Raw genomic sequence first — 14946 nt, forward strand, 5'->3', positions numbered from 1 at the left:
CGCAAGCGCTCGACTTCGGGCCGGCGCCCGCGTCCGACAACGCGGTGCGCACGGCGCCGGCCGAGGCGGTCGGCCGCGCGGTGTTCGGCGAATCGAACCATCCGCAGCTCGAGGCGTGCTTCCGCGCCGCGCAGGCCAGCTTCCCGAATCTCTATCCCGACTACGCTCCGCGCATCGAGCGGCACATCCGGCAACTGGTACCGCTGAAGCTCGCGACGGTCGCGACGATCGGCGACGGCGCGCTGGAGACGGCGGGCAACCTCGTCGAAGCCGTCGCGGCCACGACGCGCGAATTCAACGAACTCGGCGCGGCCGACATGATGGCCGGGATGCTCGCACAGGCGACGCGCAAGGCCGGCATGTTCGAACGCTGGTTCGGCGCGGCGACGGGCCATGTCGACTACCGTGCGGCGATCGGGGCACTCAAGCAGTCGCTCGGGTTCTTCCCGCGCCGTACCGAGGACCTTGCCGCGAAGGTCCGTCATGCGGAAGAAAACCTCGTGGTCGTGCTCGCGGCGCTGAGCGCGGTGTCGGACGTCGTGCGCGCGCCGGACGATGCGGGCGTCGAGCGCTCGCTGTTCGACCGCCGCAACATCGTCGGGCAGGCGGTGCAGCAGATCCGCATGCAACCCGCGCAATTGCGCGGGCTCGACGAGCGCGTGACCGATCTGCTGTCGCGCGCCGATCACCTGATGAATGTCGTGCTGCCGGCGGCATTGGCGGCGCGGCCGCAACGCTGAGCGCACGGCACGAAGGGCACGAACGCGTGCGCGGCGGCGCGCGCGTTCGCTGGGCGGGCCGCGCCGCATCACTTCATTTCACGTGCACCGGCGCGAGTCTGCTATCTTCCCGGGCATCTCATCGCTTTCCCGCCGATTCTCCATGACTGACCGCATCGTTGCCGCATTCGATTTCGACGGCACCATCACGACGACCGACAGCTTTCGCCATTTCGTCCGCTATGCGGTCGGCACGCCGCGCTTCGCATGGGCCGGATTGCGCGCGCTGCCGTGGATTATCGCGATGAAGGCCGGGCTGATATCGCGTGGCGACGCGAAAGCGAAATTTGCGTCGTTCGCATTCGGGCCGGCGCGCGAGGACGCGCTCGATGCGCAGGCGCGCACGTTCGTCGACAGTTATCTGCCGAGCCTCGTGCGCCCGGAAATGCTCGAACGCATCCGCGAGCATCGGGCACGCGGGCACGAAGTCGTGCTGGTGAGCGCGTCGCCGTCGCTGTATCTGGAGAAGTGGGCGAAGACGGCCGGCTTCGATGCGGTGCTCGCGACGCGGCTGGCGTTCGAGCGCGGCAGCTTCGCCGGTCGGCTCGACGGTGAAAACTGCTGGGGGCCGCAGAAGGTCGTGCGGCTGCGCGGGTGGTGGGGCAACCGGCCGCCGAAGCAGTTGTTCGCTTATGGCGACAGCCGCGGCGACAAGGAAATGGCCGAGCTCGCGAACTGGTCGTGGATCCGCGGGCAAGGGCCGATGCCGCCGATCGGCGGTTGAGGCCGTTCGTTACGCGTCGGCCTGGGCCTGGCGTGTTTCGCGCGCCGGACGATAACCGCTCCAGCGATTCGCCCGCGCGAACGTGCCGACGTCATTGAAGCGCACGCCGACTTCACGCAGCGCCGCATGCGCGGTGCGCGCGGTCAGCTGGCGGATGTAGAACGGGTCGCGCACCACGAAGTGATGGATCGCGTGCGTGCTGCCGAAATTGAAGCAGAACAGCTGGAACGGCAGCATCCACCACGGGTTGAGTACCTGCGTCTGCTGAATCACGTTGCGCGAATCGATGTCGCCGAAGTAATGCATGTTCGAGCTGACGAAGTTGATGCAGAAGCTGCGCACGAAGTTCGGCCCGAGCCACACCACGGCCAGGAAATCGACGACGCTCATCACGCGTTCGACGACGGCCGGCACCGTCACCGGGAAGCCGAACGCATGCAGCGCGAACAGGCCGACGTGATAGACGATGAACGCGTGCCACAGCACGTAATACACGTGACCGACCGGCATGTACGACGACACCTGCTCGACGCGCAGCTGCAGGCGCTCGGACGGATCCTGCACCGGCTGCGCGGCCACATACTGCTTCACCTTGCGGCGCATCGCGGTGGGGCGCAGCACGACGGCGAGCATGCCGTCCGCGATCATCAGCAGCCGTTTCACGCCCCAGCGCTCGCCGTTGGTGATGCCGAATTCCTCGAGATCCGATTCGCCGCCCGACACCTTGTGGTGATGCAGGTGCATGCGCCGCCGCGTCCACGGGTTGATCGTGCCGGGCCGTGTGAGCCAGCACAGCGCCATCATCAGGTGGTAGGCCCACGGCGTCTTCTTGAAGTACATCAGGTGGATCAGGTCGTGCTCGAGTTCGTGGATCAGCGACGTGACGAACGCGGCGAGCGGGAGTGCGACGTACCATTCGATCGCGCCGCGCGCGTACAGCCAGGCGATCGCGAGCATCGCGCTCACCGAGACGGCCATCACGGTCGCGCCGACGAGGTTCTGGTTGTCGAGCAGCGGAAAGCGCGCGCGGATCGCGTCGCTCGCGGCGTTGACCTCGCGGCGGACGTACGCGACCTTGTCCGCGTCGTTGCGAAAGGCGGTTCGTGCGGGTTGGCTCATCGACCGGGATTCCTGCGGAAAGGGTGGGGCGCAATGCCGATGTGACAAGCATAGGCGCGCACCGGACCGCACGCGAGGGCCGTGGGTGCCAATGGCAGTGTCATTTCGGGCCACGATGGCCGGCCGGCGCGGCTAGAGTCTTGCCCCGGTGTCATTGCGGGCCAGCGACGCTACAATCCGCCGAAACCGCTTCGGAGTCCGCCGCATGGTCCTGTCCGTCCCGGATGCCGCGCGCCCGCTGAACAAGGCGACGGTGTCGTCCGCGTATGCGCTGTTCATGCTGATGCTGGCCGAGGAGCGCGGCATCGACGGCGGCCGCGTGCTTGCCGGCTCGGGCGTCGAGCGCGACCGGCTCGCGCAGCCCGATGCGCGCATCACGCCGCTGCAGCAGGCGGCGATCGTGTTCAACCTGCTCGACGCGACGGACGACCCGTCGATCGCGATCGAGATCGGCCTGCGCAGCAGCCTGACGAAAGCGGGACTGATCGGCTTCGGGCTGATGAGCTGCGCGACGCTCGGCGAGGCGATCTCGCTCGGTATCCGCTACCTGCCGACGCGCGTGCCGTTCTTCTCGGTGCGCCTCGCGCAGCTTGACGGGATCGTCGACATCGACGTGCTCGAGGCGTTTCCGCTCGGCCGGCTGCGGCAGTTCGCGGTCGAGAACTTCCTGGTCGAGACGGCGATCCTGTTCAATTCGCTGCTGTATCCGGTGCCGGGGCGCACGCTGCAGTCGCGTGCCGAACTCCATTTCGAATGGCCGGAGCCGCCGTGGTTCGAGCGTTATCGCGCTCGGCTGCCGCGCTGTCACTTCGACGCGAGCGCGAACCGCATCCGCTGCGACGCCGCGCTGCTCGACGAACCGATCGGCACCGCGAACGCGCACACCGCGCAGATGATCGTGCAGCAGTGCGAGGCTGAACTCGCGCGGCTCGGCTATGCGGAAAGCATCGTCGAGCGCGTGCGCAACCTGCTGATTTGCGGCGAGGGCGGCTATCCGTCGGTCGACGACGTCGCGCGCGAACTGCATGTGTCGGCCCGGACGCTCAAGCGCAAGCTCGCCGAGTACGGCGCGACCTATTCGGCGCTGCTCGACGAGATTCGGCTGCGCGACGCGCTGCGGCTGCTCGAGGGGACACGGCTGCCGGTCGACGAGATCGCCGCGCGCGTTGGCTATACGGATCGCGCCAATTTCACGCGCGCGTTCAAGCGGTGGACGGGCGTCGCGCCGAGCGAGCGGCGCTGAACGCGGAGCCGCACCGACCAGCATGGCGGGCCTGCCGAGTCAGGTCCCGCGCGCCACGACTTCATCAGACGATCGCGACCCAGTTCGCACCGCGTCCGCCCGGCACGCGCGCGTGCGGCGACAGCGCGCCGTCGTCCGGCGCGATCGCATACACCGACACGTATTCCGACTGTTCGCCGCAGGCGACGAGCCAGCGCCCCGACGGGGCGATCGCGAACCCGCGCGGCTGCGTCTCGGTGGCGGTCGCGTGCGCGGGTTCGAACGTGCCGTCTTCGCGGCGGCGATAGCAGAGCAGGCGGCTCGACGTGCGCTCGCTGACGTACGCGAAACGCTCGTCGGGCGTCAGGTGCAGGTCGGCGGCCCAGACGGACGGTTCGGCGGGCGCGGGCGGCCGCGCATGGCCTTGCGCGAGTTCGGCGACGGCGGGATGGCGCGCGCTGACATGCGCATCGCCGAGCCGGCCGGTGTCGGGATCGCGCGCGAACGTTGCGAGCGTGGCCTGGAATTCGCTGACGACAACGAGTGCTCGGCCGTCATCAGCGAATTGCAGGTGACGTGGGCCGAACCCTGCCGGCACGCGCGTTTCGCCGTGTTCGAGCGCGCGCAGGCCGGCCGCGTCTTCGACGAGCGCGAAGCTGAATACGCGATCCGAGCCGAGTGAGCTGACATACGCGAAACGGTTGTCCGGCGACACGATCACCGAGTGCGCGTTTGCGATGCCGCCCGCGACCTGCAACGGCGTGCCGTCGCCGTCGCGTACGTGCGCGGCGTCGTAGAGGCTCAGCGAGTTCCCGCCGTAAGACGCGCCGAGCAGCCAGCGGCCGCTGCGGTCGAGCGACAGGTACGCATGGCTCGCGTCGATCGCGGTCGTGCCGATGCGCACGAGCGCGCCGGTGGCCGGCACGACGCGGAACGCGACGATCGTCGGTTGTTCGCCGCGCGTCGCGACGTAGAGGCGAGCCCGGTCGGCCTGCGCGGCGATCGGCATCGCGACGTCGGCTGCGGGATAGCGGGCGAGCGGCGCAAGCGTGCCGTCGGCCGCGAGCGAGAAGGTGGAGAGATCGCCGTCTGCGGCATTCGAGACGACGACGGTCAGGCGGTCAGTGTTCGGCATGGCGGAGCATCGAAGCATTCGTGAAGGACTTGTCGGCCGGCAGGCCGCGCGGTGGATCGCTGCGCCGGTGGGTGCGCGCGAACAGCGCGGCGACCGCGGCGACGAGCGAAGCGATCGCGAGCGCATACAGCCCGCCCGTGATCGAACCCGTATGTTGCTTCAGATAGCCGAAAGCCGTCGGCGCGACGAAGCCGCCGAGGTTGCCGACCGAGTTGATCAGCGCGATCACGGCCGCGGCCACGCGCGTGTCGAGATAGCCCTGCGGGATCGGCCAGAACAGCGACGACGCGGCCTTGAAGCCGAGCGCGGCGAAGCAGATCGACGCGAACGACCATACCGGATCGTGCGACGTCGACGCGAACAGCCCGCATGCGGCGAGCACGAGCGCGACCGAGAGCCAGCGCTGCGGATGCTTCCACTTCGACGACAGCACCGCGAAGCCGTACATCGCGCCGATCGCGATCATCCACGGAATCGTGTTGTACAGGCCGACCTGGAAATCGGTGAGCCCGCCCATCTTGCGGATGATCGTCGGCAACCAGAACGTGGCCGCGTAGATCGTCAGCTGGATCGAGAAATACAGGAAGCAGAACAGCATGATCTGCGGGTCGCGCAGCAGCGCGGTGGCGCGTACCGGCACGTTCGAGCGGACGTCGCGCGTCGCGCGCTCTTCGTCGAGCGCGTTCTGCAGTGCCGTGCGTTCTTCGGCCGTGAGCCACGTCGCGTCGCGGATATGCGACTTCAGCAGCAGCCAGCTCGCGCCGCACAGCGCGACCGAGAACAGCCCTTCGATCAGGAACATCCATTGCCAGCCTTCGAGGCCGAAGCCGCGGATCGACAGCAGCGCGCCGGTGACCGGCCCGGACAGCACCGACGCGAACGCGGAGCCGCCGAGGAAGATCGCCATCGCCTTGCCGCGCTCCTGCGGCGGCAGCCATTGCGACAGGTACAGCACGACGCCGGGGAAGAAGCCGGCCTCGGCCACGCCGAGCAGGAAGCGCAGCGTATAGAACGACGTATCGTTCCATACGAACGCCATCGCGGCCGCGACGATGCCCCACGTCGCCATGATCCGCGCGAGCCACACGCGAGCGCCGTAGCGCTGCATCAGCAGGTTCGACGGCACTTCGAACAGCGCGTAGCCGACGAAGAACAGCCCGGCGCCAAGCCCGTACGCGGCCGCGCCGATGCCGATCGACGCTTCGAGGTGACGATCGACGAAGCCGACGTTCACGCGGTCGATGTAGTTCGCGATGAACATGATCAGCACGAGCGGCAGCACGTGCCACTTCACTTTCGAGACGGCGGACGCGAGCGGGTCGCGTCCGGGCAGGGCGGGCGAGGGCGGGTTCAAGCGTGTCTCCGGTCGGGCGGCGGCGGACGGGGCGGGTGCTCGCGTCGGCGTCTGGGTGGCGGTAGGTGTAGTATGTCGTCGTACGACATGGTACGCCTGAGTGCCAATGAAGACGTCGCGGGTTTACCCGAAAATTGCCCAGATATTGGGGAATTTTATGAGACTCGCTGGTTATTCATTCATGTCTGATGACATATGACATGAAATGAGTGCGAGCCGATTGTCGTGGTTTCGGTCGCGACCCGCACCGCACGCGAGGGCATCGATCGGGCAGCCCGTCCGGCGGCTGCCGCGGCATCTGCTACGCCATCGACACGACGCTGTTGAGCAGCGTCTTCACGAGCACGGCCTGCCGCGTCGCGCCCGTTTTCGCGAAGATGCCGCGCAGATGCGCGCGCGCGGTGTTCTTCGTGATGCCGGTCGCGGCGGCCGCCTCGTCGAGCGTCAGCCCGTCGACGAGCAGCAGCGCGATTTCGGTTTCCATCGGCGTGAGCCGGAACAACCGGTGCAGCATGTCGCGCGACGTCTGCGGCGACGACGCCGGATCGCGGACGAACACCGCGACGGCCGGCCGGTGCTGGCGGTCCTCCGCACCGCGGTAGGGCGCGAGCGGGCGCAGCAGCACGCTCAACGGCATCGCGCCGCCGGGGCGCGACAGCGTGGTGGCTTCGATGCGGGCGAGCGCGCCCGCGCGGAAATGCTCGAGCGCGGCCTGCAGCGCCTTCTGCAGCCGGCGCTCATCGAGCGGACACGACGCGTGGAGCCGCTCCTGGCGCACGCACAGCCCGTCCTGCTGCTCGATCAGCCGCTCGGCGATGCGGTTGCGCTTGATCACGCGGCCGTCCTCGTCGACGATCGCGGTGCCGACGTCGAGCCGGTCGACGGTGCCTGCGTACAGCGCGCGTTCGGCATCGAGCACGTCGAACGCCGCGTGCAGTTCGACCGCCCGCTGCAGGTGCGGCAGCAGCGTCGCGACCTGCGCGCGCTCGGCCGCGTCGAAATCGCGTCCGCCGTGCGCGCGGCTCACGAAGAACGCGCATTCGACGCCGCGTTCGCCGCGCAGGTTCGCGCCGAGGATGTAGCGCAGGTCGAGCGGCTGCAGGTACTGCCGGTAGAAATCGTGCGCGCGCCACGCGGTTTCGCCGAACAGCCGGTCGGCCGTGAAGACCTGGCCGGGGGGCTGGTCGAGAAACGGGCACAGCGCGTAGAACTGCTCGCTGTACGACGGTTCGCCGGGCAGCAGCGGGCCCTGCGCCGACGCATTGATGATGAGCCCGTGCCGTGCGCTGCCCGGATTGCGCAGCACCAGGGTCGTGAAGCTCGCGTCGAGCCGCGCGCGGACCGCTTCGAGGAAGCCGCCCCACGGGGTCGGTTCCGACGGGCCCTGATAGACGAGCCCGAGCCACGCGCTGAGTTCGCGCGCCGTCCACGCGGCGTCGTCGAAACCGTCGTGCGCGGCCGGGTCGCCGGGCGCAAGCGCGATGGGCATGCTCGTGTTCTCCAGGTCGGGATGAAGGGTTCCCGGACCAGCATACCGGCCGGCTGGCGGCCCGCGTCATCCGAACGGAGTAGGCGACACGGGCGAGCGGGCAACCGCTGGGCTGCCCGCTTGCGGCACTTACGCCGCGCGCTCGCGCAGCAGGTACGCGACGATGCGGTTCGCCGCTTCTTCCGGCGACTCGGCGACCGTGTCGACACGCAGTTCGGGCTGCGCGGGCGGTTCGTACGGCGAATCGATGCCCGTGAAGTGCTTCAGCTCGCCGCGCCGCGCCTTCTTGTACAGGCCCTTAGGATCGCGTTCCTCGGCAACCGCGAGCGGCGTGTCGACGAACACCTCGACGAACTCGTCGGGCCCGACCAGCGCGCGCGCCATGTCGCGCTCCGCGCGGAACGGCGAGATGAACGACACGAGCGTGATGAGCCCCGCGTCGAGCATCAGCCGCGCGACTTCGGCGACGCGCCGGATGTTCTCCACGCGATCGGCCTCGGTGAAGCCGAGATCCCGATTGAGCCCGTGCCGCACGTTGTCGCCGTCGAGCAGGTACGTGTGCTTGCCGAGCGCGTGCAGACGTTTCTCGACGAGGTTCGCAATCGTCGACTTGCCGGCGCCCGACAGCCCCGTCAGCCACACGATGCGCGGCGTCTGCGCCTTCTGCGCGGCGCGCGCGGCGCGATCGACGTCGACGGCCTGCCAGTGCACGTTGTGCGCGCGGCGCAGCGCGAAGTGCAGCATCCCGGCGCCGACCGTGTCGTTGGTGACGCGGTCGATCACGATGAAGCCGCCGGTGTGGCGATTGCGGTCGTACGGATCGAACGCAACGGGCCGGTCGAAGCTCAGGTTGCACACGCCGATCTCGTTGAGCGCGAGCGTGCGCGCCGCGAGATGCTCGCGCGTGTTCACGTCGATCTTGTACTTTGGCGTCGCGCTGGTCGCGCCGACCGTCTGCGTGCCGAGCTTCACGAGATACGGGCGGCCGGGCAGCAGCGGCGCGTCGTGCATCCACACGAGCGTCGCCTCGAACTGGTCGGCCACCTCGGGCGGCGCATCCGCGCGCGCGACCATGTCGCCGCGGCTGATGTCGATCTCGTCGGCGAGCGTGAGCGTCACCGCGTCGCCGGCGCGCGCGATGTCGCTTTCGCCGCCTTGCGTGATCACCGACGCGACGCGGCTCTCCTTGCCGGACGGCAGCACGCGCACGCGCTCGCCGACGCGGATCTCGCCCGATGCGATGCTGCCCGCGTAACCGCGGAAATTCAGGTGCGGGCGATTGACCCACTGCACCGGCAGCCGGAACGGCTCGTCGCGTGTCACGCGCACGGCGAGCGGCAGCGTGTCGAGATGCTGCATCAGCGTCGGGCCCGCGTACCACGGCATCCGCGCGCTCGGCGCGATCACGTTGTCGCCGCGCAGCGCCGACATCGGAATGCTGACGATCTCCGCCAGCCCGAGCTCGGCCGCGAATGCACGATAGTCGGCGTCGATGCGTTCGAATACGGCGCGGTCGTAGTCGACCAGGTCCATCTTGTTGATCGCGAGCACCACGCGCTTGATGCCGATCAGCGCGACGAGATGGCTGTGGCGGCGCGTCTGCGTGAGCACGCCCTTGCGCGCGTCGATCAGGATCACGGCGAGATCGGCGGTCGACGCGCCGGTGATCATGTTGCGCGTGTACTGCTCGTGGCCGGGCGTATCGGCGACGATGAACTTGCGCCGCGCGGTGGCGAAGAAGCGGTACGCGACGTCGATCGTGATCCCTTGCTCGCGTTCGGCCGACAGGCCGTCGACGAGCAGTGCGAAATCGAGTTCGCCGCCCTGCGTGCCGACCTTCTTCGAATCGACCTCGAGCTGCGTGAGCTGGTCGTCGAACAGCATGTTCGATTCGTAGAGCAGGCGGCCGATCAGCGTGCTCTTGCCGTCGTCGACACTGCCGCACGTGATGAAGCGCAACAGGTCCTGGGTTGGCGTGTGCGTTTCGTCGGCAGCGTGTGAATCGGGTGCGTGGTGCGCGAGCGCCTCGGGCGCGGTGAGAACGTGTGCCATCAGAAATATCCCTCCTGTTTCTTCTTTTCCATCGAACCGGCCGAATCGCTGTCGATCAGTCGTCCTTGCCGTTCGGACGTGCGCGTCTCGCGCATCTCCTGCAGGATGTCGTCGAGCGACGTCGCGTCGCTGTCGATCGCGCCCGTCAGCGGATAGCAGCCGAGCGTGCGAAAGCGCACCTTGCGCATCTGCGGCACTTCGCCTTCGCGCAGCGGCAGGCGCTCGTCGTCGACCATGATCAGCGCGCCGTCGCGTTCGACCACGGGCCGTTCCTTCGCGAAGTAGAGCGGCACGATCGGGATGTCGTGAAGCTGGATGTACTGCCAGATGTCGAGCTCTGTCCAGTTCGAGATCGGGAACACGCGCAGGCTTTCGCCCTTGCGCTTGCGCGCGTTGTACAACGACCAGAGCTCGGGGCGCTGGCGCTTCGGGTCCCAGCGGTGCTGTTCCGAGCGCAGCGACACGATGCGCTCCTTCGCGCGCGATTTTTCCTCGTCGCGGCGGGCGCCGCCGAACGCGGCGTCGAAGCCGTAGTGATCGAGCGCCTGCTTGAGCCCCTGCGTCTTCCACACGTCGGTGTGCACGGCCGAGCCGTGCGTGAACGGATCGATGCCGTTCGCGACGCCGTCGGGGTTGATGTGCACGCGCAGGTCGAGGCCGAGGCGCGCGGCCGTCTCGTCGCGAAACGCGATCATCTCGCGGAATTTCCACGTCGTATCGACGTGCAGCAGCGGAAAGGGCGGCTTCGCCGGGTAGAACGCCTTCATCGCGAGATGCAGCATGACCGAGCTGTCCTTGCCGATCGAATACAGCATTACCGGGTTCTCGCTCTCGGCGACCACCTCGCGCATGATGTGGATGCTTTCGGCCTCCAGCCGCTCCAAGTGGGTCAACATCGTTCGTCTCCTTGTTTCATGCCGGTGCCGCGCGACATGTGCGGCGTTTCGTGCATGACACCGACGGTATCGAGCGAGCGGCATGCCGATCTTCGTCCGGGTGGACTAAATCGCGGCACGGCGGTGGAGCGGATCTTTCCTTAGTCCACCCGGACGAAGTGGCGCGCGGCAGCGGCGCTTAAGGTGAGCGCTCGACCATCGGCGGAGAGAACACATGACGGACGACACACGTGCCACGCAATTGCTTTCGGGCCAGACCTGGGCCGATTTCTGCGACACCCTGAAACGCAGCGGACAACAGATCCTGCGCGCCGAGGCGCCGGACGATCCGCTGACGCGTGCGGAAGGATTCCGCTACCTGAGCCGGCTGATGCGCATCGCGCTCGAAATGCACGTCGAGTTCGCGGACGGCGCCTGGCCCGGCTTTTTCTCGCCGTCGCACGAGACCGCGAAGATCGGCGCCGACAATCCCGACAACCTGTACCAGTACGCGCGTCTCGACGGCCGCTGCGAATACCGCGTGACGGGGCGGCGCGGCACGGTGGCCTATCTGAGCTTCGGCACGCAGAAGGGCGGCTACGAGACCGACGGCAAGATGCTGCAGACGGGCTTTCTCGATGCGAAGCAGCTCGAGATCGCGCCGGACGGCAGTTTCGAGATCGTGCTGAGCGAAACGCCGCGTGCGGGCAACTGGGTGCGCATGGAGCCGGGCACCAACGCGTTGCTGGTGCGCCAGACCTTCCTCGACCGTCGTGCGGAAACGCCGGCGCAGCTGAAGATCGAGCGCATCGGCGCCGACGATCGCCCGGCGCCGCTCGACCCGCTCGTGCTGCAGGGCGGCCTCACGCGCGCCGCGCAGTTCGTCGAGCAGACGTCGAAGCTGTTCGCGGACTGGGCCGCGAGCTACCGGTCGCACGTGAACGCGCTGCCGCCCGCCGACCAGGCGCTGTGCCAGTCGGTCGGCGGCGATCCGAACATCTACTACTACCACTCGTGCTGGGCGCTGGCCGACGACGAAGCGCTCGTGATCGACGTCGACTCGGTGCCCGACTGCGACTTCTGGAACGTGCAGCTCAACAACTACTGGATGGAGTCGCTCGATTACCGGCACTTCGATATCTGCGTGAACAAGCACAGCGCACGGCTGAATGCGGACGGCGGCGTGACGGTGGTCGTCGCGGCCGCGCGGCCGGGTGACGCGAACTGGCTCGATACGGCCGGGCATCGCACCGGCACGATCTGCTGGCGCTGGGTCGGCGCCGCGCAGCCGGTGCATCCGCGCACGCGGGTCGTCAAGCTTGCAACGCTGAAGGAGGCCGCATGAACGCGCCGCTTGACCGGATCCGCACGCTGCTCGCGGCCGACGGGCTGATCGCCGAAGCCGTGTCGCGCACGGGCGGACTGACCGCGTTCGGTGACGGGCCGTATCGCGAGGCGCTCGACGTGATGTGCGCGTCGCTGATCGAAGAAGCGAAGCTGTCCGCGCGCGGCGCGGAGATGATGCGCGAGAAGCTCGTCGGCCAGCTCGTGAACCGGCTCGTTATCGAGTATTACGTCCGGCGTCATCCGGAGATCGCGGACATCGCGATCGACGATCCGCTCGTGATCGTCGGCCTGCCGCGCACGGGGACGACGCTGCTGCAGCGCCTGCTGGCCGTCGACCCGCGCTTCCATACGGCCGCGTGGTGGGAAACCCGCTACCCGGCGCCGCTCGCGGGCGAGACGCTTGCCGAACCGGCGGTCCGCATCGCGCGTGCGCAGGCCGAGGTCGCGACGATGATCGACTGCATCCCGCAGATCCTGACGATCCATCCGCTCGATGCGATGCTCGCCGACGAGGAGTTCATGCTGATGGAGCATTCGTTCGTGTGCGCGATGGATTCGTACGCGAACGTGCCGCGCTACACGGCGTGGCTCGCGCAGCAGGATCTCACGCCGGTCTATACGTACCTGAAGCGGATGCTGCAGTTCCTGCAGTGGCAGAAGGCGCAACGCGGCGTCGCGCCGGCCGCGCGCTGGCTGCTGAAGACGCCGCAGCACCTGCACGCGCTCGACGTGCTGTGCCGGGTGTTTCCGCGCGCGCAGGTCGTGCTCACACACCGCGATCCGGCGCAGACGATTCCGTCGATGGCGAGCATGGCGCACACGTTGTGGCAGATGTATGCGGACGATCCCGATCCGCTCGCCGTCGGCGCGCAGTGGAACGCGGGGATGGCGCGCGCGATCGGCGCGGCGATGGCCGCGCGCGACGCGCTGCCGGCCGACCGGTTCCTCGACGTGCGCTTCGAGGACACGGTGTCGAATCCGCTCGGCGTGGCCGAGGCCGTGTACGCGTTTGCCGGGATGCCGCTCGACGCGCGGCAGCGCACGGCGATGACGGACTGGATGGCGCGCAACGGCCGCGACAAGCGTGCCGCACACGACTATTCGATCGCGCGCTTCGGCTTCACAGATGCGCAGCTCGCGCGCGACTTCGCCGCGTATCGCGCGCGGCACCTGCGGGCGGCAAGCTGACGGCCATTGCTCGCCAGATCAACGACAACCAGGAGACAACCCATGTTGCTGAAAGACAAGATCGTCGTGATTTCCGGAATCGGGCCGGGGCTCGGCGTGAAGCTCGCTGTCGAGGCTGCACGCGAGGGCGCGCGCGGCGTGGTCGTCGCGGCGCGCACGATGGAAAAGCTCGACGACGCCGAAGCGCGAATCCATGCACTCGGCGTCGATTGCGACGTGCTGAAGGTGAAGACGGACATCACCGACCGCGCACAATGCCGGCAGCTCGCGACGCAGGCCGTCGAGCGTTTCGGCCGGATCGACGCGCTCGTGAACAGCGCATTCGTGCACGGCACGTTTCCGGAACCGGTGGAGGAGGCCGATCTCGATGGCTGGCGCGCGGTGTTCGACACCAACGTGTTCGGCACGATGGCGCTCACGCAGGAAGTCGTGCCGCACATGAAGCGACACAAGCGCGGCGCGATCGTGATGATCAACACGCAGGCGACCCGCAAGCCGTTTGCAGGGGAAGGCGGTTACGCTGTATCGAAGGGCGCGCTCGCGGTTGCGGCAAAATACCTGGCGCGAGAACTCGGCATGCACGGCATTCGCGCGAACAGCATCCACATGGGGTGGATGTGGGGCGTGCCGACCCAGACGTATTTCCGGCAGGCGGCCGCCGAGTACGGGATGACGGAAGAGCAGATCATCGCGCCGATCGCATCGAACATCGCGCTCGCGAAGCTGCCGACCGACGACGATTGCGCGCGTGCCGCGCTGTTCCTCGCGTCGGACTACGCGAACGCGGTGACGGGCGCGACGCTCGACGCGAACGGCGGCGATTTCATGCCCTGACGATGGAGCAAGGGAACATGCAGGACAACCACGAAACACAACATTTCTTTGCGTTCAACGGTGACGCGGACGGGCTGTGCGCGCTTCAGCAACTGCGGCTCGCGGAGGGTGTGCACGGCACGCTCGTGACCGGCGTGAAGCGCGACATCAAGCTGCTCGAGCGGATCGATGCGCGGGCGGGCGACATCGTCACCGTGCTCGACGTGTCGCACGACCAGAATCGCGACGCGTGCGCACGGCTTCTGCGCGACGGCGCGACGGTCCGCTATTTCGACCATCACTTCGCGGGCGAGCTGCCCGACGATCCGCGCTTCGACGCGCATATCGACACGGCAGCCGACGTCTGCACGAGCGCGATCGTGAACCGCTATCTCGGTGGCCGGCATGTGCGCTGGGCGATCGTCGCGGCGTTCGGCGACGAGTTGCCGGCGCTCGGCCATGCGCTCGCGCGCGAGCACGGGATGGGCGACGCCGAGCGCGACACGCTCGCCGAACTTGGGCTCTACCTGAACTACAACGCGTACGGCGAGTGTGTCGGCGATCTGCATTTCGACCCGGCCGCGCTCGCCGACGCGATGCTGCCGTGCGTCGACCCGCTCGATTTCGTGCGCGAGACGGCCGTATTCGCCGCGCTGCGCGACGGCTACCGCGACGACATGGCGCGCGCGTGCGCACTCGCGCCGCTGCGCGAGGTGCCCGGTGCGACGCTGGTCCGGATGCCTGATCATCCGTGGGCGCGGCGCGCGACGGGCATGCTCGCGTGGAGCATCCCGTGGCTGATCCCGATGATCGAGCACCTGTTCGGCGTGCAGTTCCTGCCGCCGTCCG

Annotated in this window: 13 protein-coding genes; 7 read left to right on the top strand and 6 right to left on the bottom strand. The window is 68.2% G+C overall.

All coding sequences use genetic code 11. The annotated features are described in order from the left end of the window. A partial coding sequence (locus tag G3O00_RS30875) for a hypothetical protein (RefSeq protein ID WP_206145273.1) occupies nucleotides 1–740 on the top strand: 740 nt, incomplete at its 5' end. 142 nt (nucleotides 741–882) lie between these two features. Further along, nucleotides 883–1503, top strand: a complete 621-nt coding sequence (locus G3O00_RS30880; RefSeq protein ID WP_174933448.1) for an HAD family hydrolase — start codon at nucleotides 883–885, stop codon at nucleotides 1501–1503. Between the two features lie 9 nt (nucleotides 1504–1512). Here G3O00_RS30880 and G3O00_RS30885 read toward each other — a convergent pair whose 3' ends face one another. Next, a complete protein-coding gene (locus tag G3O00_RS30885; protein WP_206145274.1) occupies nucleotides 1513–2622 on the bottom strand; it encodes a fatty acid desaturase in 1110 nt (369 codons plus the stop codon). Between the two features lie 205 nt (nucleotides 2623–2827). Between G3O00_RS30885 and G3O00_RS30890 the strand changes: the two genes are divergently transcribed. Further along, entirely contained in the window at nucleotides 2828–3865 is a 1038-nt protein-coding gene (locus tag G3O00_RS30890) for an AraC family transcriptional regulator (protein WP_206145275.1), read from the top strand. A gap of 64 nt (nucleotides 3866–3929) precedes the next feature. On the opposite strand, the gene G3O00_RS30895 is transcribed toward G3O00_RS30890, so the two are convergent. The 5 genes from G3O00_RS30895 to cysD all read right to left on the bottom strand — a co-directional run bounded on the left by G3O00_RS30895 (nucleotide 3930) and on the right by cysD (nucleotide 10854). Further along, nucleotides 3930–4979: a beta-propeller fold lactonase family protein gene (locus G3O00_RS30895; protein ID WP_206145276.1), complete on the bottom strand. Its 1050-nt coding sequence runs from the start codon at nucleotides 4977–4979 to the stop codon at nucleotides 3930–3932. Further along, on the bottom strand, nucleotides 4966–6333 hold the full coding sequence (locus tag G3O00_RS30900; protein WP_174933456.1) for an MFS transporter: 1368 nt from the start codon (nucleotides 6331–6333) through the stop codon (nucleotides 4966–4968). Before G3O00_RS30900 ends, G3O00_RS30895 begins: the two co-directional genes overlap by 14 nt. A 301-nt stretch (nucleotides 6334–6634) precedes the next feature. Next, entirely contained in the window at nucleotides 6635–7822 is a 1188-nt protein-coding gene (locus G3O00_RS30905; RefSeq protein ID WP_206145277.1) for a helix-turn-helix transcriptional regulator, read from the bottom strand. A gap of 129 nt (nucleotides 7823–7951) precedes the next feature. Then, nucleotides 7952–9874 carry a sulfate adenylyltransferase subunit CysN gene (gene cysN / locus G3O00_RS30910; RefSeq protein ID WP_206145278.1) on the bottom strand — a complete coding sequence of 641 codons (1923 nt, stop codon included), beginning with the start codon at nucleotides 9872–9874 and terminating at the stop codon, nucleotides 7952–7954. Then, complete coding sequence (gene cysD / locus G3O00_RS30915) at nucleotides 9874–10854, bottom strand: sulfate adenylyltransferase subunit CysD (protein WP_081436612.1); 981 nt, start codon at nucleotides 10852–10854, stop codon at nucleotides 9874–9876. The genes cysN and cysD overlap by 1 nt, the downstream gene beginning before the upstream one ends. Nucleotides 10855–10984: 130 nt before the next feature. Here cysD and G3O00_RS30920 point away from each other — a divergent pair, with 130 nt between their 5' ends. The 4 genes from G3O00_RS30920 to G3O00_RS30935 form a co-directional block, all read left to right on the top strand. Next, nucleotides 10985–12094 carry a DUF1214 domain-containing protein gene (locus G3O00_RS30920; protein WP_206145279.1) on the top strand — a complete coding sequence of 370 codons (1110 nt, stop codon included), beginning with the start codon at nucleotides 10985–10987 and terminating at the stop codon, nucleotides 12092–12094. After that, nucleotides 12091–13284 (top strand): sulfotransferase, encoded by a 1194-nt coding sequence (locus G3O00_RS30925; RefSeq protein ID WP_206145280.1) that lies wholly within the window; start codon nucleotides 12091–12093, stop codon nucleotides 13282–13284. The genes G3O00_RS30920 and G3O00_RS30925 overlap by 4 nt, the downstream gene beginning before the upstream one ends. Before the next feature lie 42 nt (nucleotides 13285–13326). Continuing rightward, nucleotides 13327–14118 carry an SDR family oxidoreductase gene (locus G3O00_RS30930; RefSeq protein ID WP_206145281.1) on the top strand — a complete coding sequence of 264 codons (792 nt, stop codon included), beginning with the start codon at nucleotides 13327–13329 and terminating at the stop codon, nucleotides 14116–14118. Nucleotides 14119–14135: 17 nt separating this feature from the next. Continuing rightward, the coding region (locus tag G3O00_RS30935) for an acetyltransferase (protein WP_241025415.1) at nucleotides 14136–14946 on the top strand (811 nt) is incomplete at its 3' end.

The sequence above is a fragment of the Burkholderia sp. Ac-20384 genome, assembly GCF_017104605.1.
GTDB lineage: Bacteria > Pseudomonadota > Gammaproteobacteria > Burkholderiales > Burkholderiaceae > Burkholderia > Burkholderia lata.

What these genes read in the sequence shown, in the direction of transcription:
- G3O00_RS30880 (WP_174933448.1), top strand. Translation starts at nt 883, where the DNA reads ATGACTGACCGCATCGTTGCCGCATTCGATTTCGACGGCACCATCACG.
- G3O00_RS30885 (WP_206145274.1), bottom strand. Translation starts at nt 2,622, where the DNA reads ATGAGCCAACCCGCACGAACCGCCTTTCGCAACGACGCGGACAAGGTC.
- G3O00_RS30890 (WP_206145275.1), top strand. Translation starts at nt 2,828, where the DNA reads ATGGTCCTGTCCGTCCCGGATGCCGCGCGCCCGCTGAACAAGGCGACG.
- G3O00_RS30895 (WP_206145276.1), bottom strand. Translation starts at nt 4,979, where the DNA reads ATGCCGAACACTGACCGCCTGACCGTCGTCGTCTCGAATGCCGCAGAC.
- G3O00_RS30905 (WP_206145277.1), bottom strand. Translation starts at nt 7,822, where the DNA reads ATGCCCATCGCGCTTGCGCCCGGCGACCCGGCCGCGCACGACGGTTTC.
- cysN (WP_206145278.1), bottom strand. Translation starts at nt 9,874, where the DNA reads ATGGCACACGTTCTCACCGCGCCCGAGGCGCTCGCGCACCACGCACCC.
- cysD (WP_081436612.1), bottom strand. Translation starts at nt 10,854, where the DNA reads ATGCCGCTCGCTCGATACCGTCGGTGTCATGCACGAAACGCCGCACAT.
- G3O00_RS30920 (WP_206145279.1), top strand. Translation starts at nt 10,985, where the DNA reads ATGACGGACGACACACGTGCCACGCAATTGCTTTCGGGCCAGACCTGG.
- G3O00_RS30925 (WP_206145280.1), top strand. Translation starts at nt 12,091, where the DNA reads ATGAACGCGCCGCTTGACCGGATCCGCACGCTGCTCGCGGCCGACGGG.
- G3O00_RS30930 (WP_206145281.1), top strand. Translation starts at nt 13,327, where the DNA reads ATGTTGCTGAAAGACAAGATCGTCGTGATTTCCGGAATCGGGCCGGGG.